We start from the raw sequence: 22,721 nt of genomic DNA, 5'->3' as shown, positions 1-22,721 counted from the left end.
GTTCAAGCGGTCTGCGGTGGGTTCTGGAGCGCATCGAAAGCCAGTGACACGGCGGACCGGTCTTCCAGTGCGGTGCCCACCGCCTTCATGAGCGTGATCTCGCCTGCGTTCGTCCGGCCCTGACGTCGTCCGCGACAGATCGCCTCGTCACCCCTGTGCCACTTGGTCGCCTAGTTCGCGTGCGCGATCCGCCGCTGCTTTCACCGCCTCAGCCAATGCGCCCTTGCAATTGCGTGTATGCAGCACTTCCAGCGCCGCCTCCGTCGTTCCTCCCTTGGAGGTGACCCGTCGGCGTAGCTCCGCGAACGATTCAGGGCTGGCTGCTGCCTGCTGCACTGCGCCGCCCACAACCCAGAGCGCCAAATCATGCGCCATCTGGGGCGAGAAGCCGAGCTCCTCACCGGCCGACTGGAGGCTTTCGAGGAAGTGAAACACGTACGCCGGCCCGCTGCCGCTGACCGCAGTGACGCCGTCCATTTCTGCGTCGGTGTTCACCCAGAATGTTCGGCCGATCCCTCCCAACAGGCGCTCGAGCAGGCGGCGCTCCGATTCGTCCACACCCGAGGCTGCCTGCAGCGCCGTCACGCCCGCCCGGACGAAGGCAGGCGTATTCGGCATGGCGCGCACTACGCGCCCGGACCGCAGCCACGTTGTCAACTCGGAGAGCCGCACTCCCGCAGCGACGCTCAGGTGTAAGACATCAAGGCCGGGAGGCAGTGCCTTCTCCGCCGCCGAGCGAAGCACCTGTGGCTTTACCGCCCAGACGATCAAGTCCACGCCGTCGAGATTCCCTTCCGGCGTGTCAGCAACTCGCACGCCATGGGTTTCCTGCACTCGCTTCAACTGTTGGGCATCGGGGTCGATGATGAGGACATCGTGCGGAGGCACCCCCACCTGCAGCAGGCCCGAAACCATCGCTTGGGCCATGTTGCCGCCACCCACGAACGCAATTTGATAGCGCATAGTCAACCGATCGACATAAGTGAAGCGTTGCCACCGGCAGCCGCGGTGTTGATACTCAAGGCACGCTCGATCATGAGGCGCTCGAGCGGTACGTCTGCATCCCCGGGCTGCATGCGTTCGACGCAAACGACGGGGCCGTCACGACGAGCAAGCTGGTGCTGAATGCGCTCGACCTCATCCGTCGCCCCATGAAGCAGTACGGAATCCAAAGCGACCTCGATTGGCAGTCTCTGCAGGAGGGTTTCTGCCTCCAAGGGCCAGATCGCGCGCGCGCCAACGGCTAACACAGAGGGCTGAAAGAAGGTTTCGCAGACGTGAACAGGGGGGGTGCTCATGGGCATGGCAGGGTATGTCTTGTTCGCTATCATCAAGCTGTAGCGACCGAACATTTGTTCGAATTTTTCGTATTTCGCAGAACTATTCAAAGTTTGGTATTCATCGACGTACTTTTGGATCGCACCACACCGAATGTCTTTGATCAGTTCCGCGCTGCGGTGCAAGTCCAACCCGAAGTCCTGGATACCCACATGGTCGCGCGCAGGTTCGACTACCTGATCAAGACGCGCGTTGCTGACATGGACACCTATCGCGCATTCGCCGGCACCGTACTGTGGCAAGGTCCGGTGTGCGTGAGACGCACACCTACGCAGCCATGGAAGAAGTGAAGAACTCCACCAAGCTGCGTATCCTGAGCGGCAAGGCGCAGCGCGTCGCTAGCCGCTGGTCATCGCGGCCCAAAGCGACTTGAACAACTCGCTTTCTGCGTTTGCCACTTGGTCGACAACGCTGAAATGATGCTCACCTGCGAGGCGCAGATCCGCGACGGCCAATCCTCGCTGTCTGCAAAGTTCGACAAAGGTGTCGTGCTGCCAGAGAAAGCCCTCGGTTTCCGCGGCTCCGACGCACAGGATGTGCTTTGCAGCCGAAGGGCGGACCAGATCGACGGGGCTCATCAGGTCCGCGGTCGCCCTGTCCATCCGGATCTTCTCGTTGTGGGGTGTGTCGAGGATGGGAACAAGGTCGTAAAGACCGCTGATGGCGCAATTGACCTTCACCAGGTTCTCCGGTCCGCCGAGCTTGGCCCAGTTCGTGAACGCAGACATGGCCGATAGGTGGCCGCCCGCAGAATGCCCGCCCACCGCGATTCGGCCGGGATCACCTCCGTATTCACGGATGTTGTGATGTATCCATAGCAGCGCCGCTTGCACGCTGGCGACGATCTCACCGATCGTGGCCTTCGGAGCGAGCGGATAGTTGATGCAGACGCACGCCGCGCCGCGCTCGACAAACGGCTCCGCAACGTAGCTGTAATCCGACTTGTCCAGGAAGTGCCACCAGCCGCCATGAATGAAGACGAAGACCGGCGCATTGTTGTTCCGAGCAGGAAAGATGTCGCACGTTTGCAGTTCTCCTTGCCCGTACGGTACATCGGACCAATGTACCAGGCGCTTTCGCGTTGACTCGCTCATCGCGCGCCAGTTGTCCGAATAGCGTTGATGGTCCGGAACCGCTGCTTGGTTCCGATAGTCAAGCGGCGTTGCTGGCTGGCGGTAGTTTCTAGTGGCCATGAGGTGACGAAATGGAAAGTGGTGGAAGAGGCTGTGCACCCTTGTCGAGGCGGCGGCCGGGCGCCGGGCACGCCGGCGCAGCGGACCTCCGTACGCCGCGAATGCACATGCTGGTCCTCGTGCCCGGTGAGCCGACGAACCAGCGATCAGCCCCTGCCGCGTCGGTAGTTCAGCGCGTAGTCCGGAGTCCTGATGCCCGGCCGCAGATCCGGCGCATTGACCGGTGCTCCGGCCACGACACGCAGAGGTATCGTGCCGGCCCACAAGTCCAGCCCCAGGTCCTCTTCGTAGTCGCGCACGCCGACGTCTCGGACTTTTGCAGAGACTTCGACTATTGGGAAGCGCAGCACCATCGTGGCGTCGAGCTCCTTTTGCTTTGGCGCGCGCACCCGATGACCCGGCACGACGGACTGAATCACGCGGTCGACGATCTCTGCCTTGTGCGGGCCCTCCACGAGTTGCCCGCTGGAGTAGATGATGGCGGATCGATAGTCCACGCTGCAACCGAAACCGGACCGACCCGCCACAACAGCATCGATGTGGGTGACGGCGATGGCAGCCGGTACACCTTGAGCGAGGACGCACAGCATTCGATTCGTCGGGCTGCCGTGGAGATAGAGGTCTTCATCGATGCGAAGGATCGTCGTCGGAATGATGCACGGCTGATCCTCGTAGATAAAGCTCACGTGGCAAACGATAGCCTCGTCGATGATCGAATGGACCAGTTGCCGATCGTAGCTGGCCCGCTCCGGCCGGCGTCTGACTTGGGTACGCGGCGTTGGCGCGTACTGAGAGTTCTGGCTTGAGGCGACCATGCTCAGGCCACTGCCTTCGCCGGCTTTCCGCGCAGCAGGTCGTCGCCCTCGTAGGCGTTCTCTTGCCGAACGTAGGTGCCTGTGCTGAACAGCTTCAGCGTGTCGTACAGTGACTTCGGCACGGTGACGCCTTCCACCACCGTACGTCCGCGGGCTTCATACCGGCGCTGCGACGGCAGCCGCGTTCCCTCCTGCTCGAGGATCTTGCTGAACAGTTGCTCCCCGTGTTCCAACTGCGCCTTGCGGTTGCCGTTCTTGAGGCATCGAACGGGGTCGATGGCAATGATCAGCTCGCCTCCGCACGGGGCGCCGGTGTTCGCGACATCCTTCTCGCCGGCCTCATAGCTCAGCAGATCACCGACCAACGGACCGGCGAGTAACTCGACCATCATGGCAATGGAAGCGCCTTTCACACCACCGAACGGCAGCTGAGCGCCTGCAAGAGCGGCCTTCGGGTCCGTTGTCGGCTTCCCGTCCGGGCCCACCGCCCAGCCTTCGGGCAGCGGCTTGCCATCACGCAGACGAACCTGGATTTCGCCGCGCGCGCTTGCGCTGGAAGCTTGGTCAAAGACCATCGGAGGGTGGTTGAGTCGAGGCCAGGCGAAGGCCATGGGGTTGGTACCGTAAAGCGGCTTGGTGCCGCCATGCGGCGCAACGTAGGGCGCTGCGGCGACAAACGCGAACGCGACCAGGCCGCGGTTCGCCAGGCGCTCGACCTCTGGCCACAAGGCCGCCACGTTGAGGGCGTTGTTGACGGCCAGTGCGGCGATGCCCGTCTCCTGCGCCCGCTTGGCGAGGAGCTCATCGCCGACTTCCAGCGCCAGCGGTGAGAAGCCATAGTGGGCATCGACTCGTATCACCGCTGGCGCAAGGTCGTCGACTGTCGGCTCCGCATCACCGGAAGCTTGCCCAGCGCGCAGTGCATTGACGTAGAAGGGAATGCGGAACAAGCCATGATGGCGGCACTCGTCGCGCTCGGCCGCAGTCACCGTATTGGCGATGGCATTGGCGTGGGCTTGGTTGAAGCCCTGGGCGAGCAACAGCGTTGTTGCGAGCTCGTGGACTTCGTCGAGTTTCATACGGATGGAATCGCTCACTTTTTTCTCCTTGGAAGGGGTTGGAAATTGATTACTTCTTGACCAGCGGACAGGCGCTGGCGCCGAGCGGCTGGAAGGCTTGCTCTGCAGGGACGGTAGCAACGACCTTGTAGTAGTCCCAGGCGCGCTTGGATTCGGCCGGCTTCTTGACCTCAACGAGGTACATGTCGTGCATTACTTGCCCGTCCTCGCGGACGCGGCCGTTCTCGATGTTCATGTCCTTGATGGGCAGTTCGCGCATCTTGTTGGCGACCGCAGCCGCGTCATCGGTTTTTGCGGCCTCGATGGCCTTGAGGTAATGCCGCACGGCGGAATAGACCCCCGCCTGAGTCATCGTCGGCATGGCCTTGCGGCGCGCGAAGAACTTCTCGGACCAAGCGCGAGAGGCCGCGGTTCGATCCCAATAGAACGCCGTCAGGAACTGCAGCCCTTGCGCGGCTTGCAGCCCCATGCTGTGCACATCAGTCAGAAAGACAGAGGGAGCCGCCAGCGCCTGCTTCGGGGTGATGCCGAATTCAGTCGCCTGCTTGACGATCGAGGTCATGTCGCTGCCGGCGCTCGCCGCCACGATCAGCTTGGCCTTGGAGGCCTGCCCTTGAAGCAGGTACGAACTCAGGTCCGAGGAATTGAGGGGAAAACGCAACTCGCCGACGACCTTTCCGCCGTTGTCGGTAACGGCCTTTCGAACATCGTTCGCGAAGGCATGGCCAAACGCGTAGTCCACCGTCAGGAGATAGACGGAGTCCAAGCCGCGTTGGGTCATGAGACGGGCCAGGCCGTAGCCGTTGCTGTAGCTGTTGTAGACCCACTGGGTGGACAACGGCGTACACGCCTTTCCAGTGAAGTCGGAGGACGCTGCAGTGATCAGCGTGATCTTCTTGCGCTCGTTCGCGAGTGCCTGCACCGCGAACCCCACACTGGAGTTCGAGAAATCGGCGATCGCGTCGACGCCGTCCTTGTCGAACCAGGCTCGCGCGATGCCTGCGCCGATGTCCGCCTTGTTTTGGTGGTCGGCCCAGACAAGCTCTATCTTCTTGCCGAGCACCTGGCCACCGAACTCTTCGATCGCGAGGCGTGCGGCCTCCACCGAGCCAACGCCGGCCAAGTCTGAATACAGGCCGGACTGGTCGTTCAGGATGCCGATCTTCACGACATCGCCTGACACATGCGCGCGGGCAGGTCCCGAGGCAACAACGCTCGCGATGGCGGTGAGCGCAGCCAAGCCGGCTGCGAAGAACTTGAGCGCTTTCGAGGACATGTTCATTCCTTTCTGAGGAAGTTGGTAGTGGTCATGGAAAAGGTGTTTGCACTCACGTGCATCCAGGGCAATACCTGTGCATCTCATGCAAACTGAAAATCAAAAAAATGAGAGATCAACGGTGTGGATTCGCACCCTTCGGGGTGGCAAGTCCGGCAGCGCCTTCTTGATGGCCGGCGTGTTTCCCAGCCTCAATCAGTGAACTTTTGCGAGTGCGCCATACCTCGAATTCGCCCACCAGTCCGCGACGGAAGACCATAACCACAGTGACCAGGATCACCCCCTGGATCACCATCACCCACTCACCGAGCGGAGCCAGGTATTCCTGCATGGCGAGAATGCAGACCGCTCCCGCCAAGGGGCCCAGGAAGGTACCCATGCCGCCGACCAGCACCATCAGAACCACTTCGGTGGCCATGTGCCAATTCACGTCTGTGAGTGAAGCAAGCTGAAAGACGAGCACTTTGGTTCCGCCAGCCAACCCGGTCAGCGCGGCCGAGAGCACAAACGCCAGCAACTTATATCGATTGACCTTGTAGCCCAGCGAGACGGCTCTCGGCTCGTTGTCGCGTATGGCTTCGAGCACCTGGCCGAACGGTGAATGAATCGTCCGGTGATAGATGGCGAACGCCGCCAGGAACATCGCGAGCACCACCACATAGAGAACGTTATCGTTGGCGGTGTCGAGCAGGCCAAGGACCACTGGCCGAGGAACCTTCTGCAGACCGTCTTCACCGCCAGTGAACGGCGCCTGAAGGCAGAAGAAGTAGACCATCTGCGCCAGGGCCAACGTGATCATCGCGAAGTAGATTCCTTGCCTTCGGATCGCGATGGCGCCGGCGATAAAGCCCAGCACCGTGCTCGCCAAGACGGCACAGAGCAGCGCAACCTCGAACGGCCAACCCCATTCCTTGAGGGTGTACGCTGTGACATAGGCAGACATGCCAAAAAACATGGAATGCCCGAGCGACAACAGCCCAACATAGCCGACGAGCAAGTTGACCGCACACGCGAATATCGCGAAGCACATCACCTTCATCAGGAAGATGGGGTAGATCAGCGCGGGCGCTATCACTGCAGCCGCCAACAGGAAGACGATCGGGCGAAGTGTCAAAGAAGCGGCTTGTCTCATAGTGTTCTCACTTGATCTTTCCGAAGAGCCCCGCCGGCTTGACAAGCAGCACGATGACCATGACGAGGAAGATCACGGTGGCGGACGCCTGCGGATAGAAGAGTTTGGTCAGTCCCTCGATGGCACCCAGCGAGAATCCGGTCAGGATTGAGCCCATGATCGACCCCATGCCACCGATGACGACGACCGCGAAGACGAGGATGACGAGGTTGGAGCCCATCAGAGGGCTGACTTGATAAATCGGAGCCGCCATGACCCCAGCCAGTGCCGCGAGTCCCGCGCCAAAGGCATAGGTAAGCGTGAGCAAGACAGGAACGTTGATTCCGAATGCCCGCACAACGTCAGGGTTCTCGGTCGCGGCACGCAGGTAGCTTCCCAATCGGGTCTTCTCGATGAGAAGCCATGTAGCCAGGCAGACCGCTAACGACACGACCACCACCCAGGCGCGGTAGTACGGCAGGAACATAAATCCCAGGTCCATTCCTCCCGGCATGGTGTTCGGGTAAGGCAGTCCCGATGAACCAAAGCTCTTCCTAAACACGCCCTCGGCGATCAGCATCAGTCCGAAGGTCAACAGCATCCCGTAGAGGTGATCCAGGCGATACAGGTGACGCAGCAGTAGCCGCTCAACGAGCGCAGCTGCCAGTCCGACGGCAAGCGGCGCCACCAGCAGCGCAACCCAATATCCGACGCCGGCCCACGTCAACAACATCCAGGCTACGAACGCTCCGACCATGAACTGGGCGCCGTGCAGGAAGTTGATCACATTGAGCAGGCCGAAGATGATTGCCAGGCCAAGACTCAGCATGGCGTAGAACGACCCGTTCATCAGACCCAGCAAGAGCTGACTCATGAACGCATTTGTGGGGATGCCAAAAATTGATTCGATGCCCATGTGACGCCTTACACGCTCAGGTAGGCGCTCAACTGAGCGCTCTTGTTGTCGACCTCTGTGCTGGAGAACGTGTCAACTACTTCGCCATGCTCCACGACGTAGTGACGATCGGCCACGCTCGTCGCGAACCTCACGTTCTGCTCAACCAGTAGGATGGAGATGCCACGCGCCTTGAGCTTCTGGATCGTCAATCCGATCTGCTCGATGATCACCGGGGCCAGTCCCTCGCTCGGCTCATCGAGCAACAGCAGTTGCGCGCCGGTGCGCAGGATGCGGCCGATGGCAAGCATCTGCTGCTCTCCGCCGGACAGCTTCGTTCCAGGACTCTTCATGCGCTGAGCCAAATTCGGGAACAGCGTCAGGATTTCTTGGACGCTCATGCCTCCAGGGCGCACCACGGGCGGAAGCATGAGGTTTTCCTGCACAGTCAAGCCGGAGAAGATGGCCCGCTCTTCGGGGCACCACGCTATGCCGGCGCGGGCGACTGCCTCGGGAAGCCGCCCCAATAGTTCCCGACCCTCGAACTCTACGGAACCGCTTTTCCTTGCGACCAAGCCCATGATGGCGCGAAGCGTCGTCGTCTTGCCTGCACCGTTTCGACCAAGGAGGGTGACGACCTCGCCTCGCTGAACGGTGAAGTTCATCCCATGCAGAATCCGGCTCTCGCCATACTGCGCGTGCAGGTCGCCGACACGAAGATGGGCCTCAGCCATGAGCGCCTCCCATATAGGCGGACACAACCTCGGGATTCTTTGAAACGGCCTCGTAGGTTCCTTCCGCGAGCACCTCCCCACGACACAGAACGGTGATCGTGTTCGCGAGCCGCGCGACCACGCCCAGGTTGTGTTCGACCATCAAGACGGTCCGCCCCTTCGAGACCCTTTGAATAAGCGCGGCGACGGTCTCGATGTCCTCGCGTCCCATCCCCGCCATCGGCTCGTCGAGCAAAAGCACCTGGGGCTCCAGCGCCAGAGTCGTCGCAATCTCCAGTGCGCGCTTGCGGCCGTAGGACAGCGTTCCTGCCACTTGGTCGCGCTGATGAAGCAGGCCGACCGAATCGAGCAGCCGGTCCACGTCCGCATCCAGTGCTTTAAGGCTGGAGAGCGGCTTCCAGAAGTGATACGTCGTTCCCAGCCGGCGCTGCAGCGCCACACGAACGTTTTCGGCGAGCGAGAGCTTCGGAAAGATGGCGGATATCTGAAAAGATCTCACCAGACCCTGACTGGCAACGTCTTCGGGCGCCACCGAAGTGATGTCCTGCCCGTTGTAGAAGATGCGGCCGGAGGTGGGTCGGATGAATCGAGTGATCAGATTGAAGCACGTCGTCTTGCCCGCGCCATTGGGGCCGATCAGGGCGTGGATGGTCTCGCGCCGTACTCGAAGGTCAACATTATTCACGGCGGTGAAGCCGCCGAAGTCCTTGGTTAAGCCCTCGACGACGAGCGCGTAGCTGCCCCCAACGTCGGGGATGTTCTCCGTCATGCCGCCTGAAATGCCTGGAGCTGTCATCGTTTCAAATTTGTATTAGGAACACAATGATGTGCATGCCATGCACATTTGTCCATAGGGAAAGTTATTAGCCGTTTTTTGCCTATGATGCATGTTTCGTGCCTACCGAGGAACGTCTCCAAGGCACGCGGAAAGGGCAGACGACAACCACCTTGGTGCATGCCGCACCTTTCAGTGATGCACTCAGATAGCAACGGAACTCATGGAAGAAAACAAAGCCGACCTCGACGAGACCATCAGGACAGTGGCCAGGCGTTTGGGTGAGCGGTTGCGTGATGCACGACGCTCCAAAGCCATCACCCTTGAAGTCCTCAGCGCAAAGGCCGATCTATCGGCGGGCTTTCTGTCTCGCCTCGAGCGCGGAGAGACAAGCGCTTCGATCTCCAACCCCATCGTGATCTCGGAGAGCCTGGGGATCGCATTGCGTGACTTCTTCGAGGATGCGCACGAATGTCCCCGACCCGACTATGTGTTGACGCGGGCAAAGGACAGGAGTTGCGAAGCTCCGCTGAGTGCCGGCGGCTACACCTACCGCCTCACCAGCGGCGATCTGGAGGGCGAGAAGGTCAGCGCATTCGAACTCGTCTACCCTGCCGGCGAGACGATGCATCCAGAGGTACTGACACACCGAGGCGAGGAAGTCCTCTATCTTCTTGAAGGCACCATGGAGTTCCGCATCGGATCCGACACGATAGTCTTGGAGCCCGGAGACTGCGTGCACTTTGCTTGCGATCAACCGCATACCGGCGAGAACATCGGGCACGGAGAGGCACGCCTGTTGATGATTGTCTCGCCCGTCGACTCCATCGACGTACCGGTTGCCCGAAAGTCTGGCCGCGACCCCGACTCGGCCAGAAGCCTTGCCCAGTTCACAGGCGGGAAGTAGCGCCACCGGCGCCTGCCTGTGAGCTCCACGTCCTGCGTTCTTTGCTGCACCGTGCCGCGATGGTAGATTTGCACCACACACAAAAAATCAGCGCTGCGATGGACAAGAACAAATCAGAACTCGAGGAAAAGACCCGGGCCGTTGCAATCCGGCTCGGTGCGAGGATCAGGGAAGCCCGCCGCGCCAAGCAGATCACCCTCGAGCGTCTGAGCAAAGACACAGACCTCTCCCCGGGTTTCCTGTCGCGCCTGGAACGCGGCGAATCGAGTGCCTCGATCTCCAACCTGATCGTGATTGCGGGCCGCCTCGGCATCCCACTGGGCGATTTTTTCGAGGATCCTGGTGCAAAAGCCGCTCCGCGCTACATCCTGAACAGAGCCAAGGACCGCGGTGGCGAACCGCCACTCACTGCTCGGGGATACTCGTACCACCTCATGAGTGGAGAGCTCATCGATCAGCAGATGAGCGCTTTTGAACTGGTCTACCCCGCGGGCGAGTCGATGAACCCGGAGGTCCTGACGCACGCAGGCGAGGAAGTGCTGTACCTGTTGGACGGGCAGTTTGAATTCCGAATCGGCGACAAAACACTGGTGCTCGAGCCAGGCGACTGTGTCCACTTCTCTTGCGAACAGCCACACAGCGGCAAGAACGTGGGCCGTTCACCCGCGCGGCTCCTCATGATAGTGACGCCGGTCAACTCCTTCGGGTGAGCATCAACACGGCAGCGGCCGGCGGCAACGCGTCCTTGATGACAATCAGCTGAGTTACTTGTGGGCCCCGCACAAGTCGGGCCTCGCACGAGCACCGGGCGACCCCTGATCGTGCCTTTAGCTGCGTGGCCCCAGGAAAAGCCGATAGGAAGGAGCGGACGTGAGCTCCTCATGCGGATAGCCCACTCTCTCCAGAACACGGTGGAAATCGTCCTCGTCTGGGCTGGGCGCCTGCAGGCCAACCAACACCCGGCCGTAGTCGGCGCCTTGGTTGCGGTAGTGGAACATCGTGATGTTCCAGTTGGGCGGCAATGACGAGAGAAATTGCATCAAGGCACCCGGACGCTCCGGAAAGACGAACTGCAGCACACGCTCGCCCGCAGCGAGTGGCGAGCGTCCGCCCATCATGTGCCGCATGTGCTCCTTGGCCAGTTCATCGTGCGTCAGATCTTGGGCGGAGAAGCCAGCCTGCGTCAGGACTTCCGCAACCCGCGCCGTTTCCCCTGCGGAGTGGATCGTCAGCCCGACCAGCACCGAGGCATTCTCGGCGTCGCATACACGGTACTTGAGTTCCGTGATGCTGCGAGCGGGGCCGGACAGGGTGTCGATGGTCTTGCACAGGCGCAACAGGCTTCCAGGTGATTCGGGAAGCGTGACCGCGAGCAGGCCCTCCCGCTCTTCACCGATCTCCGCCCGTTCCGCAACGAACCGGAGCCTGTCGAAGTTCATATTGGCGCCGCTGAGAATGGCTACATACGTCTCTCCGCGCGTCTTTCGCTGCTTGACGTACTGCTTCACGGCGGCCACTGCCAGCGCCCCGGCCGGTTCCACGATGCTGCGAGTGTCGGTGAATACATCCTTGATCGCCGCACAGATGGAGTCCGTATCCACCGTCACATAGTCGTCCACAAGACTGCTGGCGATGCGAAAGGTCTCCGCGCCCACGTGCTTCACGGCCGTTCCATCCGAGAACAAGCCCACGTCGCCCAGCGTGACGCGTTCGCGAGCCAGAGCCGATCGCGCCATGGCATCCGAGTCGACGGTCTGCACCCCGATCACTTGAACCTCCGGGCGGACTGCCTTGACGTACGCAGCGACGCCAGCGATCAACCCGCCGCCGCCGACTGGCACGAACACGGCTTGCAGCGGCGCCTGATGCTGCCTCAGGATCTCCATGCCTACCGTGCCTTGCCCGGCGATCACATCGGGATCGTCGAAGGGATGCACAAACGTCAACCCGTCCGCCTCCTGTAGTTCCAGGGCATGAGCGTATGCCTCGGAGTAGCTCTCCCCGTGCAGCACCACGGTGCCCCCCAGTCCCTTGACCGCCTCGATCTTGACGCGTGGCGCGGTAAAAGGCATGACGATGACCGCGGTCGCGCCCAAGCGCCGCGCGGCAAGTGCGACACCTTGAGCATGGTTACCCGCAGAGGCACAGATCACCCCGCGACGCATCTCCTCGGGCGACAACTGTGCGATCTTGTTGTAGGCGCCGCGGAGCTTGAAGCTGAACACGGCCTGCTGGTCTTCGCGCTTCAGGAGAACCTGATTGCCAAGCCGGCTCGACAACTCTCTGGCAGGCTGCAACGGGGTTTCCACGGCCACGTCGTACACACGGGCCCTGAGGATCCTCTTCAGGTATTCGTTGAGGTCGAGCATCAGAGGGGTAACGGCGTTCTCACGGACGACGGTGCGGCGGCGAAGCATGTCGCAAGAGGCGGGAACGCCGTCGGAGGACGCCAGCCCACGGCTAGTCTGCGTAGAGGCGCCCGAGCGAGCTCTGGAACTTCTTGATGCCGGCAAGCTTTTGCATGTGCCATGCCAGCGCATGATTGCTTGAAGTCGCGGGCTTGCCCGTGAGGCGCTCGATGATCGGAATGGCACCGAAGCTCGGCAGCGTGGTGCATGAGATGAAGACACCATCGACGTCCGACTTCACTCCACCGCCCGCATGGAGGGCGGCCTCGACCACGCTGTTCGTGGAAATGGCGCCCACCTTCAGGTCATCGGGCTCTTCGAACGAGACCACGGAGTCCACGTCCAGCCCGCGGGCACGCAGTCCGTCCACGATCTTCCGGTTCACCGCGCTCTCGTAGGGTGTGACCAGCTTGATCTTCTTCATGCCCAACGACCTGCATGCCGCAATGCAAGCAGTAACGGGTTCGGTCACCTGTACGCCCGGATGTGCTTGGCGGATGATGCTTGCGATGCGTTCCTCGCCCAGGAGCATCGTGGCCGACGTGCAGCCGTAGCCCACCACATGCGGCTTGAACTCGGCGGGGATCAAGGCCGCCGTCGGTTGCAGCAGGTCCGACATGGCTTCCAAGGTCGCTGCGGTGATCTCGAAGTCGTTGAAGATGCGACTGTGGTACAGGGAGATGGGCTGCGAGGTTGGAAGGCTCGATCGCACCTCGCCCTCGATGGTGCGGTCCGTGCGTAGCACGATCAGCGCCAGGCGGCGCGCCTCTGTGTCATCTTGAGCAAGTTCGTAGCCAATTCGAGTCTGAAGCATGAGCGGTTCCCTTCGTGATCCGAGAAGCGTAAGCATCGAAGGTCTCCTGCTGCATGCCACTTCGCGCCAGTTCCTCAGACCAGTTAAGTAGCAGTCGACGCTCCTTGGCCCCAGACCACTTCGAGTCGGTCGATGGCCGCCTTCATCTGAGCCTCGTTGCTCGAAGCGAAGCCAAATTGGAACCCACACTGCGGTTCCACATGGACGAAGTACTGAGACAGGGGCGGACAGACGATATTCGCATTGCGAGCACGGCGTGAGAGGGCCACGTCGTCCATCGGGCGCTTCGCGACCGCCGCGAGGTTCAGTCCAGCCGGATCCGAGATGACCGACAGCATCAGCCCCATCCTCTGGGAGATCAGCTCGCACAGCAGCGAGTGGCGTGCTGCGTAGATCTCTCGCAACCGGCGGATGTGCGAGTAAAAAGCTCCCCGCTCGATGAACTGGAGCATGGCAGCCTGGATCACGCCCGGAGGACAGCCGTCCGACCAGGTTCGGATACTCAGGAAAACATCAACGAGTTCTTCCGGGACGACGAGGTAACCCAGCCTCAAGGACGGGAACATGATCTTGTTGAACGTTCCAGCGTAGATCACCCGGCTGTACTCGTCAGACCCCTGCAGGGAAGGCAAAGGCTTGCCGTCATACCGAAATTCGCTGCTGTAGTCGTCTTCGAAGATGAAGCAGGATGTCCGGCGCGCCCACTCGAGGAGTGCCCGGCGGCGCGCGAGGCTCATGGTTCTACCCATCGGATACTGGTGCGACGGGGTGGTGTAGAGCAGCTTGGCGCCGCCGTTGTCGTCCGGCACCATGACACCTTCTTCATCTAACGGGACCCCCCTCAGATTCAATCCTGCCGACAGCATGGCATTCCTGGCGCCAAGAAAGCCCGGATCCTCAATCAACACCCGGTCACCCGGCTGCGTCAGCACGCGCAAGGTGAGATCGAACGCGTGCTGAGCACCAGAGACAATGATGATCTGGTCCGCCGTGCAACGTACCCCACGTGCACTCGCCAGGTAGCCAGCCAGTGCCTCGCGAAGCGGCCTGTAGCCGGCCGGGTCGCGAGTTTCCAGCATGGCGGCCGTCGCGTGCTTCCAGGACTTTGCACAGAAGTCGCTCCAGGAGTGATAGGGGAACTGATCGATTGCCGGCATCCCTGGAGCGAAAGGCGTAGCCACCGACAGGCCTTGCAAATCCATCAAACGGGTACTGCGCGAGACATGCTTTGGCAAGGTGTCCAGCAAGGCAACCTGCTGCTGGATGGCCACGGCGCCCGGCACGTGGCTGCGTTTGAGCGAGCTTGGCGCGGGCGCGGCACTCCCGGTCAACAAGTCGGCTGATCGCTCGCGCACTCGCGAGCCGGAGCCGACGCGGGTCTCGACGAATCCCTCTGCGCTGAGCCTGGCGATGACACTGAGCGCAGTGGCCCTGCCGATGTCGAGCGTTCGGGCGAGCTCGCGCGTCGACGGCAGGAGGTCGCCTGATTTCAGGCCGCCGGTGACGATCAGGTGCTCAATCCCGGTGGCAACTTGGTCCACCACAGTCACCGGGCTTTGCCGATCGATCACCAGGAACTCAAGCAGGCGTGCCCTGGATGCACGCGCTCGCCGTCGCCGGGGCTTGGGCTGCGCACCAAAGTGGTTCGATTCATCGATTGAAAGTGGCCCGTTCATCGCGCTGTTCCCCGTCAAGAATGCGCCAAGTCGCTTCGGCATGGTGCCGAGTGTGGCTCGCTGATGATGCAAGTGGCATGCCACTTATATGACAGACGACGTTAAGTGGCTCGACGCGGGAGGATTCTGTTCTGTGCCCTGCCGCGGCCCAAGGAGAAATGATGAGTGAAACCGCCTCCGTGAGGCCTGCCTTGACCGACCTGACGGCTTCCGAACTCGCCGATGGCCTGCGGCGCCGGTCGTTCTCTTGCCGCGAGCTGATGCAGGCCACGGTCGATCGCATTCATGCGCTCAACCCCATCTTCAACACTATCGTAAACATGGCTCCGGTCGAGAAGCTATTGGCCGAAGCCGATGCTGCTGACGCCGAACTAGCCAGCGGCAAGGTGCGGGGCTGGCTGCATGGCATCCCCATGGCCGTCAAGGATTTCGCAGACGTCCTTGGCTTCCCCACCACGAAAGGTTGCGAGCTGCTGGCCCGCAGTATGCCGACGAGCGACTCCATCCTGACCGCACGCATGAAGGCCGCAGGCTGCATCGTGGTCGGCAAGACGACGACGCCTGAGTTCGGACTGGGCTCGCATACGTTCAGCACTCTGTGGGGTGTGACCCGCAATGCATGGGATCCGGCAGTGAGCGCCGGCGGCAGCAGCGGAGGCGCGGCCGTTTCCCTGGCGCAGCGCATGCTCCCTATCGCGGACGGGTCAGACGGAATGGGTTCACTGCGGAACCCGGCAGGCTGGAACCATGTTTTCGGTATGCGCCCGTCGCAAGGAAGGGTGCCCCAGGCTGGAATGTCGGACGTGTGGATCGACCTGCTATCGAACGAGGGTCCCATGGGCCGTAGCATCCGCGATGTGGGGCGGCTTCTGACCACACAAAGCGGTTTCGATCCGCGTTCGCCGCTTTCCATGCAGATGCCTTTGGGCTGGAACGAAAACGAGGCCGTCGATCCGGGGATTTTCAGCGGCATGCGCATAGGCTGGCTGGGCGACCTTGGCGGCCACCTCGCGATGGAAACCGGGGTGCTGGACGCCTGTCGCGAAGCGCTGCATCACCTCGAAGCGGCGGGCGCCGTGGTCGAGGAGGTGCCATTGGGGTTCGATCCCAAGCAACTGTGGGAATGCTGGCTGACTTGGCGCCGCGCAGGCGCGGGGCCACGTGTCGGGGCGCTCATGCAACTGCCGGGTGCCAAGGAGAAGATCAAGCCGGAGGCTCAGTGGGAGTACGAGTGCTCGCGCGGCATGAGCTTCACCGATTTCCGTCAGGCAAGCCAGGTTCGCACGAACTACTACCAGCATATGCGCACCATGCTGGATCAGTGGGATCTGCTCGTGCTGCCCTCCGCGCAGTGTTGGCCATTCAACGCGGAGGAGCGCTGGCCCAAACACATCGCGGGACGTGAGATGGACACCTACCACCGCTGGATGGAGGTCGCAATCTACGCCACCCTGGGCGGCTTGCCGGCCTTGGTGGTACCCGCCGGCTTCCATCCGAACGGCCGCTGGCCCATGGGCATCCAGCTGATCGGCCCGTACGGCGGCGACGCCAAGGTACTTCGTGCAGGAGCGGCATACGAGCAGATCCGCGGGGACTTCATCGCGAGGCGACCGGCATCAGTCGGACCCGCGAAGTAGATCGGGGCGGGCGCGCAGCATGCAGGCTCGCAAAGTGGCCTGCAACAACGCCGCAAAGTGGCCCGACAGTGACACTTAGATCCGTCAAGAATCGTTAGCAAGACACTTTTCGCGCCCCGCGCTCCAGGGGAACAGCCCCCCAATCCGAAGGAAAGTCGATGACTGAGAAGTACGAAGTGACAGAGCGGACGAAGCTAACCCGTCGTCCGCACCGTGGGATCTACGACAAGGAGGCCATCCACGCCATCCTGGACGAAGGGTTCATGTGCAATGTGGCCTACGTCCACGAAGGTGCGCCCCGCGTGTTGCCGACTGGCTACGGCCGGATTGGCGACTACATCTACATTCACGGCTCCAACCAGAGCACCATGCTCAGCGCGGCGCTGAGTGGGGAGGTGTGCGTCCTTGTCACTCATGTGGATGGCCTCGTCTTGGCACGCGCGCTTTACAACCACTCCGTTAACTACCGTTCCGTGGTGGTGTTCGGGCGTCCAGAAGAAGTGACGGATCCACAGGAAAAAATCGCCTCCTTCGAGGCCTACGCGCGCCACGTCCTGAAAGGCCGTTTTGCCGATGTGAGGCCTCCGAACTCCAAGGAGTTGAACAGCACGACGGTGATGCGCATTCCCATTGCCGAGGCTGTGGCAAAGATGCGGTCGGGTCCACCCACCGATTTCGAGTTCGATCTGGACCGCGATTGCTGGGCCGGTGAACTGCTGATTAAGCAGGTCTTCGCGGGTGCCATCCGCGATCCCCAAGGTCGGCAGGACGTCCCGGTGCCGCGGTACATCGAGGAGTACGAGAAGCTGCCCAGCGTAGAACGGCAGGAGGTCGACAACACTCCGGACGCATGACGCGCTAGCACACTCCGCCCGGCCGAGCGGCAGCGGGCAACCGGCGCCGTGGGCTCAACTTGATACAAGAGTCGACATGAGCAGCAAAGGAATGGTGAGCTGTCCGCAGCCTGAAGCAGCCGAGTCGGGCGTTGAAATCCTGCGGGCCGGCGGGAGCGCAGTCGACGCGGCAGTCGCCTGCGCCCTTGTGCAAACCGTGGTGGATCCGCTGATGTGCAGCATTGGCGGCTTCGGCACGGCCGCCGTATACCGCCCAGAAGCCGGCATTCACGAGTATGTGGACTTCCACGCTCCCGCGCCGCTTGGCGCTCGCGCAGACATGTGGGAGCACTTGCTAGAGGGTGAGACGCGCGACGGTTTTGGGTTCAGCATCAAGGGCCGCTTGAACGACATCGGCTACCAAGCTATCGCGGTTCCAGGGACACTCAGCGGGTTAGAGCGCCTGCACGCGCGGCATGGCCGCCTTCCGTGGCGAGAAGTGGTCGCACCTGCCATTGCATGGGCCCGGGACGGGTTCATGGTACGGCCGGCGATGTATGCGTTCTGGATCGACGAGCCGCTCGCCGGTCGAGCAAGCAATAGAGAGCGGCTCCTGTACTCGGCCGCCGGTCGGGAACTTTTCTGCCGGCCGGACGGCACTCCTAAGACCATCGGCACATCGCTGCGAAACCCGGACTACGTGAACACGCTGGAAACGATCGCGCGTGATGGCGCAGCGGCCTTCTACCGCGGTGAACTCGCCCACCGTATGGTGGAGGACTTTGCTACCCACGGCGGCCTGCTGTCTTTGCAAGATCTCGCGACCTACGCACCACGCGAGAACGCTCCGCTGGCAGGAACCTACAGAGACCGGCGCATCACCACCAATCAGCCTCCTGGAGGCGGCGCGATGCTGCTCCAGATGCTCAACATCTTGGAGCAGTTCGACCTGACGGCGCTCGGGCACAACACGCCGGAATACATCCGCATCGTGTGTGAGGCCATGAAGCGCGCCACCATCGACAAGGACCGGCATCTCGGTGACCCGGCTTTTCTAGAGGTGCCGCTGGATCGCCTGCTCTCCAAGGCTTACGCGGCGCAGGCTGCTGCCGCTATCAATGCCGGCGAGAAGGCCGACGTGCCCCGTCTCAACTTAGGGGCCCCTGTTCCAAAGGACACGACGCACCTGTCAGTGGTGGATGGTGAACGCAATTGTGTTGCCATCACGCATTCGCTCGCGATGCCGTCCGGTGTGATGACGCCCGGCCTTGGCTTCATGTACAACGGCTGCATGGGCGTGTTCGACCCGCGACCAGGCAGAACGGGCAGCATCGCACCCGGAAAGGCAAGGTTCACTTCGGCCTGTCCCACCATCGTGTTCCGCGGAGACGAGCCCGAAATTGTGCTTGGCGCGCCAGGCGGGACGCAGATCGCAATGGGCGTGCTGCAGGCAATCCTGAACGTTGCGGATCATGGGATGAACATGCAAGAGGCCGTAGCTGCTCCGCGCTTCTCGTCCACGAGCAACATCATCGATATTTCGAATCGCATTCCACGCTCCGTGTCCCGGCCGCTTGAGAGTCTGGGCTACGAAGTGGTCCGAAACCCCTTCGGGTACACGATTGCTTCTGTGCACGGGATCCGCATCAACGGCGAACAGCTCGAGGGTGGCGCTGACCCTGGCCGCGACGGCGTGGCTTACGAGGCTTGATCGTCAGGCGACCTGATTCCACCTTTATTTACCGGAGATATCCCCATGACCGATTGGAAGAGCTATCAAGACGGCAGTGCAGCCCTCGATGCGGAGACCGCACAGAATTGGCTGAATCAAGTGGTGGCGACCTGCAGCACCTTGGATCCTGATCTCATCCTAGATATCTTCACGGATGACGTTATCGCCGACCTCGGCGCAGTCCTCCTTACCGGCAAGGAGCAGCTGGGTCCGATCATCCGTGAGCGATATTCGAGATACACCCACTACGACCTTCGCAAGACTGTTCGCGCAGTCGCCGGCGACCTGGTTATCTGCGACGCGCGATTGCGCTGGAAGTCACCTGAACACTCAACGCTGCAGCACACTCGAGCCATCGAGATTCTTCAAGTCCGCGATGGCCGAATTGCACGCTGGGACAACGCGAGTTCGTCGTGGTCTGCCGCTGAGGGTGAGGGTGTTCGCCTGGGGCCTGATGACGCAATTGCGTGACCTTGCGCGCGCGTGCCCTCCTCCAACCTTCAGGCTTGAAAAATCGCGGACCTGCGTGTCCTGCCGGGCGCATGGCGCGCGGCACCTTTTGGCCCGCGATAAGTAGTGCATCCGAAAACCCGTAACCGGTCTTTCCCTTTCCGACAAAGTGGCACGCGGGACAGAAATCGATCCAACTAGATTTGGAACGTCACTACCTAGGAACCCACTATGTCTTTCCGCAATCTCGCATTTGGCGCCCTGCTGGCGGCCATCCTTCTGCCGGCCTCCGCGCAGACCGAAAAGTTCCCATCCCGACCGATCAGGCTGGTCGTGCCTTGGAGCGCAGGGGGCAACACGGACGGTATTGCGCGGCTGATGGCCTTGAAGCTTTCGGAGCGAATAAACCAACAGGTGGTGGTGGACAACAAGCCCGGCGCGAACGGAATCGTCGGCACGACGGCCGTCGCTCGTGCGCAGCCTGACGGCTATACCCTCATGTTGGCACTGCCGGAGACAAACGTGCTGAACCCGATGGTGTACAAGAACATCAGCTATACCTCGAAGGATCTGGACCCGGTGGCATTCATGGGCATCATGCCTTTTGCGCTCGTTGCCAATCCGAGCTCGAAGGCTGCCAGTGTTCCGGATCTCGTTCGCGTGGCAAAGCAACAGCCCGGCTCGGTCTCCGCAGCAAGCTGGGGGGTTGGAAGCACCGCGCACGCCGCTATCGCATTGATGGAGCAGGCCGCACACGTGGAACTCCTGCACGTTCCCTTTCCGGGTACCGCTCCTGCGCTGACCCAAGTGTTCAGCGGACAGATCGATCTCATGTTCCTGTCGGCGCTGAGTGCCACTGAGCTCGCAAAATCGGGCAAGGTGAAGATACTCGGAGTCACCGTGGACAAGCGGATGGACTCTTTCCCTGACGTCCCAACCCTTGCAGAGCAGGGCCTCCCTGGAATCGACGTCTCACTCTGGTACGGCATCGCGGCGCCCGCCAAGACGCCCTCTGCCATCAAGGATTACCTTTCGAAGGAAATCCTAGAAGTCCTCAAGGACCCCGCAGTGCTGCAAGACCTGCGAGGCCGGGGCATGGTGGTCCAACCCCGGAATGCCGGCGAGTTCTCTCGCTTCATTGCGGCCGAAGAAGGACGGTGGTCCGGCCTGATCAAGGCGAAGAACATTCGCATCGACAACTGAGCCGACCAGCATGATGATCGATTACCTACTCGTCGGCGGCCAGGTTGTCGCGAGCGAGGGCCAAGCGGAGCCCTTCGTAGGCACGGTGGCCATCGCAGGCGAACGGATCGTGTGGGTGCAGCAAGGCATCGTCGACGCACCTGCGCGCCAGAGGATCGACTGCTCTGGCTTGATCGTTGCACCTGGGTTCATCGATATTCATACCCACTCGGATGCTGCGTTTCTCAAGGATTCCGGTGGCCAGAGTCAGATCACGCAAGGAGTCACGACCGAGATCGCCGGCAATTGCGGTCATAGCTGTGCACCTTGCGCCGACCCTATTTTGCTGAGGAAGCACCTTCTCGCGGTGCAGGATTCGACAGAGATCACCTGGAGGACGTTCGCCGAATACCTTGACGTGCTCCAGGCCACGCGTCCCGTATTGAACGTCGCTTCATACGTGGGCCACGGTACGGTTCGCCTTGCCGTCAAGGGAACGGCCAGTTCCGCAGCCGGTGCGGACGAACTCTCAGCGATGGGGACGTATCTGCGCCAAGCTCTTGACGACGGTGCGATTGGTATCTCCACTGGGCTGGAGTACGCGCCAGGCATGCATGCGACCGCCGTGGAACTCTTGGAGGCAGGTGCGATTGCGGCGGAGTTCGACGTGGTGTACGCCAGTCACGTCCGCAACCGCGACTGGTTGATCGAAATGGGGGTCGGAGAAGCGCTTGGCATCGCTCGCACGACCCGGTCCAAGCTCCAGCTGTCTCACATAGCTCCGAAGTACGGCGCGCCGCAGGGCGCGGCGGATCGTCTGCTGGAGATGGTGCGCTGGGCGCGCAAAGATGGCGCCGATGTGGGCTTCGATGTCATTCCCGATGAATGGGGGCCCACGAAAGTCATTGCGTCTCTCCCGACTTGGGCACTTGAGCTGCCAAGCGACGAACTGCGGTCCCTACTGCGACCCGGACCTTCCCGAGCGCGCTTGCAGGAGAACGCATTTCCCAACTGGAAGTTGCTTGCCGACCACCGGTGGGACTTGCTGGTTCTCTACCATTGCGGAGCGAACCCTTCTTACATGGGAAAAACCATTCAGCAGATTGCCGTCGAGCGGCAATCCACGCCTTGGGATTGCATCTGCGACCTCCTCCTGGAAGAAGGCGCCGAGATGTCTCGCTTGATGTGGTGCGGACGGGTATCGAGCCAAGCCGACATTGATACGTTGATCCGGCAGCCCGACTGCATGGTGATTTCCGATGGCGTGTCCGTCAGTGAAGTGGGCGCTTTGAAAGACCTGAGGTTCTCGCCGATCGCTTTCTCGTGGGCAGCGTCGTTCCTTCAGAAATACGTGAGAGATCAGCGCGTCCTGGATATTGTCGAGGCGGTAGGGCGCCTGACCTGGACTCCCGCACGGCGTTTCCGGCTGGAGCATCGGGGAGAACTCCGGGCTGGATACTACGCGGACGTTGCGATCTTCGATCTCGATCAAATCCACTGTCACTCCACGTTGGAAAACCCGAACGTCAAGTCGACGGGTGTGACTCACGTTTTTGTCAACGGAACTGCCGTGATGCGCGACGCTTCGATAACCGAGGCACGGCCGGGCAAGGTCCTGCGGCGCAGAGCGTGAGCAGCGCCCACACCATGGTCATCATCGCAAGAGCGTTGCGCTTCTTTCTGCGAATGGGGCGGTTCGCCCCGCTGGCACGAGGCTGTCGAAAGGGGGCAGCCGCAGGCGGCTCGGACTATCGCTTCTATCTGCTGCACTGAGCCAACGCACCTCAGGCCGCTATCGCCCAGCCAGCCTATGCGCATGCTACCGAGAAACCCCGGATCGACGACCTCGTTTTACATCCAGCCCAA

The 22,721-nt window shown here is 61.5% G+C and carries 22 protein-coding genes and 1 pseudogene; 9 read left to right on the top strand and 14 right to left on the bottom strand.

What is annotated here, in order from left to right; translation table 11 throughout:
• Window positions 1–2: 2 nt before the first annotated feature.
• Genes VHAB30_RS31370 through VHAB30_RS03340 form a run of 3 tightly spaced genes read right to left on the bottom strand, consistent with a single transcriptional unit; the run spans window position 3 to window position 1,298 of the window.
• Window positions 3–140: a hypothetical protein gene (locus VHAB30_RS31370; protein WP_159278264.1), complete on the bottom strand. Its 138-nt coding sequence runs from the start codon at window positions 138–140 to the stop codon at window positions 3–5.
• 7 nt (window positions 141–147) lie between these two features.
• Window positions 148–963 (bottom strand): pyrroline-5-carboxylate reductase, encoded by an 816-nt coding sequence (proC, locus tag VHAB30_RS03345; RefSeq protein ID WP_159275804.1) that lies wholly within the window; start codon window positions 961–963, stop codon window positions 148–150.
• A gap of 2 nt (window positions 964–965) precedes the next feature.
• The gene (locus tag VHAB30_RS03340; protein ID WP_159275803.1) at window positions 966–1,298 is read right to left on the bottom strand and encodes a hypothetical protein; all 333 of its coding nucleotides are present in this window, start codon (window positions 1,296–1,298) and stop codon (window positions 966–968) included.
• Window positions 1,299–1,391: 93 nt separating this feature from the next.
• On the opposite strand from VHAB30_RS03340, the pseudogene VHAB30_RS03335 reads away from it, so the two are divergent.
• Window positions 1,392–1,711 (top strand): annotated as a pseudogene (locus VHAB30_RS03335) (Lrp/AsnC ligand binding domain-containing protein); the annotation flags it as partial.
• Here the strand turns inward: VHAB30_RS03335 and VHAB30_RS03330 are convergent.
• The 8 genes from VHAB30_RS03330 to VHAB30_RS03295 all read right to left on the bottom strand — a co-directional run bounded on the left by VHAB30_RS03330 (window position 1,677) and on the right by VHAB30_RS03295 (window position 9,210).
• Window positions 1,677–2,531, bottom strand: a complete 855-nt coding sequence (locus VHAB30_RS03330) for an alpha/beta hydrolase (protein WP_159275802.1) — start codon at window positions 2,529–2,531, stop codon at window positions 1,677–1,679. The pseudogene VHAB30_RS03335 and the gene VHAB30_RS03330 sit on opposite strands and share 35 nt — an antisense overlap.
• Window positions 2,532–2,677: 146 nt before the next feature.
• A complete protein-coding gene (locus tag VHAB30_RS03325) occupies window positions 2,678–3,346 on the bottom strand; it encodes a pyridoxamine 5'-phosphate oxidase family protein (RefSeq protein WP_159275801.1) in 669 nt (222 codons plus the stop codon).
• 2 nt (window positions 3,347–3,348) lie between these two features.
• Window positions 3,349–4,443 carry an Ldh family oxidoreductase gene (locus tag VHAB30_RS03320; protein WP_216850691.1) on the bottom strand — a complete coding sequence of 365 codons (1,095 nt, stop codon included), beginning with the start codon at window positions 4,441–4,443 and terminating at the stop codon, window positions 3,349–3,351.
• A 31-nt stretch (window positions 4,444–4,474) separates the two neighbouring features.
• Window positions 4,475–5,701 (bottom strand): ABC transporter substrate-binding protein, encoded by a 1,227-nt coding sequence (locus VHAB30_RS03315; protein ID WP_159275800.1) that lies wholly within the window; start codon window positions 5,699–5,701, stop codon window positions 4,475–4,477.
• Between the two features lie 115 nt (window positions 5,702–5,816).
• Entirely contained in the window at window positions 5,817–6,833 is a 1,017-nt protein-coding gene (locus VHAB30_RS03310; RefSeq protein ID WP_159275799.1) for a branched-chain amino acid ABC transporter permease, read from the bottom strand.
• 7 nt (window positions 6,834–6,840) lie between these two features.
• A complete protein-coding gene (locus VHAB30_RS03305; protein WP_159275798.1) occupies window positions 6,841–7,728 on the bottom strand; it encodes a branched-chain amino acid ABC transporter permease in 888 nt (295 codons plus the stop codon).
• Between the two features lie 8 nt (window positions 7,729–7,736).
• On the bottom strand, window positions 7,737–8,441 hold the full coding sequence (locus VHAB30_RS03300; protein WP_159275797.1) for an ABC transporter ATP-binding protein: 705 nt from the start codon (window positions 8,439–8,441) through the stop codon (window positions 7,737–7,739).
• A complete protein-coding gene (locus VHAB30_RS03295; protein ID WP_216850690.1) occupies window positions 8,434–9,210 on the bottom strand; it encodes an ABC transporter ATP-binding protein in 777 nt (258 codons plus the stop codon). Before VHAB30_RS03295 ends, VHAB30_RS03300 begins: the two co-directional genes overlap by 8 nt.
• A gap of 229 nt (window positions 9,211–9,439) precedes the next feature.
• Between VHAB30_RS03295 and VHAB30_RS03290 the strand changes: the two genes are divergently transcribed.
• Both VHAB30_RS03290 and VHAB30_RS03285 read left to right on the top strand, forming a co-directional pair.
• Window positions 9,440–10,123, top strand: coding sequence for a helix-turn-helix domain-containing protein (locus VHAB30_RS03290; protein WP_159275795.1), 684 nt, complete (start codon window positions 9,440–9,442; stop codon window positions 10,121–10,123).
• 98 nt (window positions 10,124–10,221) lie between these two features.
• The gene (locus tag VHAB30_RS03285; RefSeq protein ID WP_159275794.1) at window positions 10,222–10,833 is read left to right on the top strand and encodes a helix-turn-helix domain-containing protein; all 612 of its coding nucleotides are present in this window, start codon (window positions 10,222–10,224) and stop codon (window positions 10,831–10,833) included.
• A gap of 117 nt (window positions 10,834–10,950) precedes the next feature.
• On the opposite strand, the gene ilvA is transcribed toward VHAB30_RS03285, so the two are convergent.
• The 3 genes from ilvA to pdxR form a co-directional block, all read right to left on the bottom strand.
• The gene (ilvA, locus tag VHAB30_RS03280) at window positions 10,951–12,492 is read right to left on the bottom strand and encodes a threonine ammonia-lyase, biosynthetic (RefSeq protein ID WP_235926412.1); all 1,542 of its coding nucleotides are present in this window, start codon (window positions 12,490–12,492) and stop codon (window positions 10,951–10,953) included.
• Window positions 12,493–12,583: 91 nt separating this feature from the next.
• The gene (locus tag VHAB30_RS03275) at window positions 12,584–13,345 is read right to left on the bottom strand and encodes a maleate cis-trans isomerase family protein (protein WP_159275792.1); all 762 of its coding nucleotides are present in this window, start codon (window positions 13,343–13,345) and stop codon (window positions 12,584–12,586) included.
• Window positions 13,346–13,428: 83 nt separating this feature from the next.
• Window positions 13,429–15,063, bottom strand: a complete 1,635-nt coding sequence (gene pdxR, locus VHAB30_RS03270; protein ID WP_159275791.1) for a MocR-like pyridoxine biosynthesis transcription factor PdxR — start codon at window positions 15,061–15,063, stop codon at window positions 13,429–13,431.
• 149 nt (window positions 15,064–15,212) lie between these two features.
• On the opposite strand from pdxR, the gene VHAB30_RS03265 reads away from it, so the two are divergent.
• The 6 genes from VHAB30_RS03265 (at window position 15,213) to VHAB30_RS03240 (ending at window position 22,488) form a co-directional block, all read left to right on the top strand.
• Window positions 15,213–16,658 carry an amidase gene (locus VHAB30_RS03265; protein ID WP_235926409.1) on the top strand — a complete coding sequence of 482 codons (1,446 nt, stop codon included), beginning with the start codon at window positions 15,213–15,215 and terminating at the stop codon, window positions 16,656–16,658.
• A 158-nt stretch (window positions 16,659–16,816) separates the two neighbouring features.
• The gene (locus tag VHAB30_RS03260; RefSeq protein WP_047787184.1) at window positions 16,817–17,512 is read left to right on the top strand and encodes a pyridoxamine 5'-phosphate oxidase family protein; all 696 of its coding nucleotides are present in this window, start codon (window positions 16,817–16,819) and stop codon (window positions 17,510–17,512) included.
• A gap of 76 nt (window positions 17,513–17,588) precedes the next feature.
• Window positions 17,589–19,202, top strand: a complete 1,614-nt coding sequence (gene ggt, locus VHAB30_RS03255) for a gamma-glutamyltransferase (protein WP_159275789.1) — start codon at window positions 17,589–17,591, stop codon at window positions 19,200–19,202.
• 45 nt (window positions 19,203–19,247) lie between these two features.
• The gene (locus VHAB30_RS03250) at window positions 19,248–19,694 is read left to right on the top strand and encodes a nuclear transport factor 2 family protein (protein WP_159275788.1); all 447 of its coding nucleotides are present in this window, start codon (window positions 19,248–19,250) and stop codon (window positions 19,692–19,694) included.
• Window positions 19,695–19,904: 210 nt separating this feature from the next.
• Window positions 19,905–20,876, top strand: coding sequence for a tripartite tricarboxylate transporter substrate binding protein (locus tag VHAB30_RS03245; RefSeq protein WP_159275787.1), 972 nt, complete (start codon window positions 19,905–19,907; stop codon window positions 20,874–20,876).
• A 10-nt stretch (window positions 20,877–20,886) separates the two neighbouring features.
• Complete coding sequence (locus VHAB30_RS03240) at window positions 20,887–22,488, top strand: N-acyl-D-amino-acid deacylase family protein (RefSeq protein WP_159275786.1); 1,602 nt, start codon at window positions 20,887–20,889, stop codon at window positions 22,486–22,488.
• The last annotated feature ends 233 nt before the right edge of the window (window positions 22,489–22,721 follow it).

The organism is Variovorax boronicumulans, from assembly GCF_009811375.1.
Classification (GTDB): domain Bacteria; phylum Pseudomonadota; class Gammaproteobacteria; order Burkholderiales; family Burkholderiaceae_C; genus Variovorax; species Variovorax boronicumulans.
The sequence above is the reverse complement of the archived record's forward strand: the minus strand, read 5'-3'. Positions and strand labels throughout refer to the sequence as shown.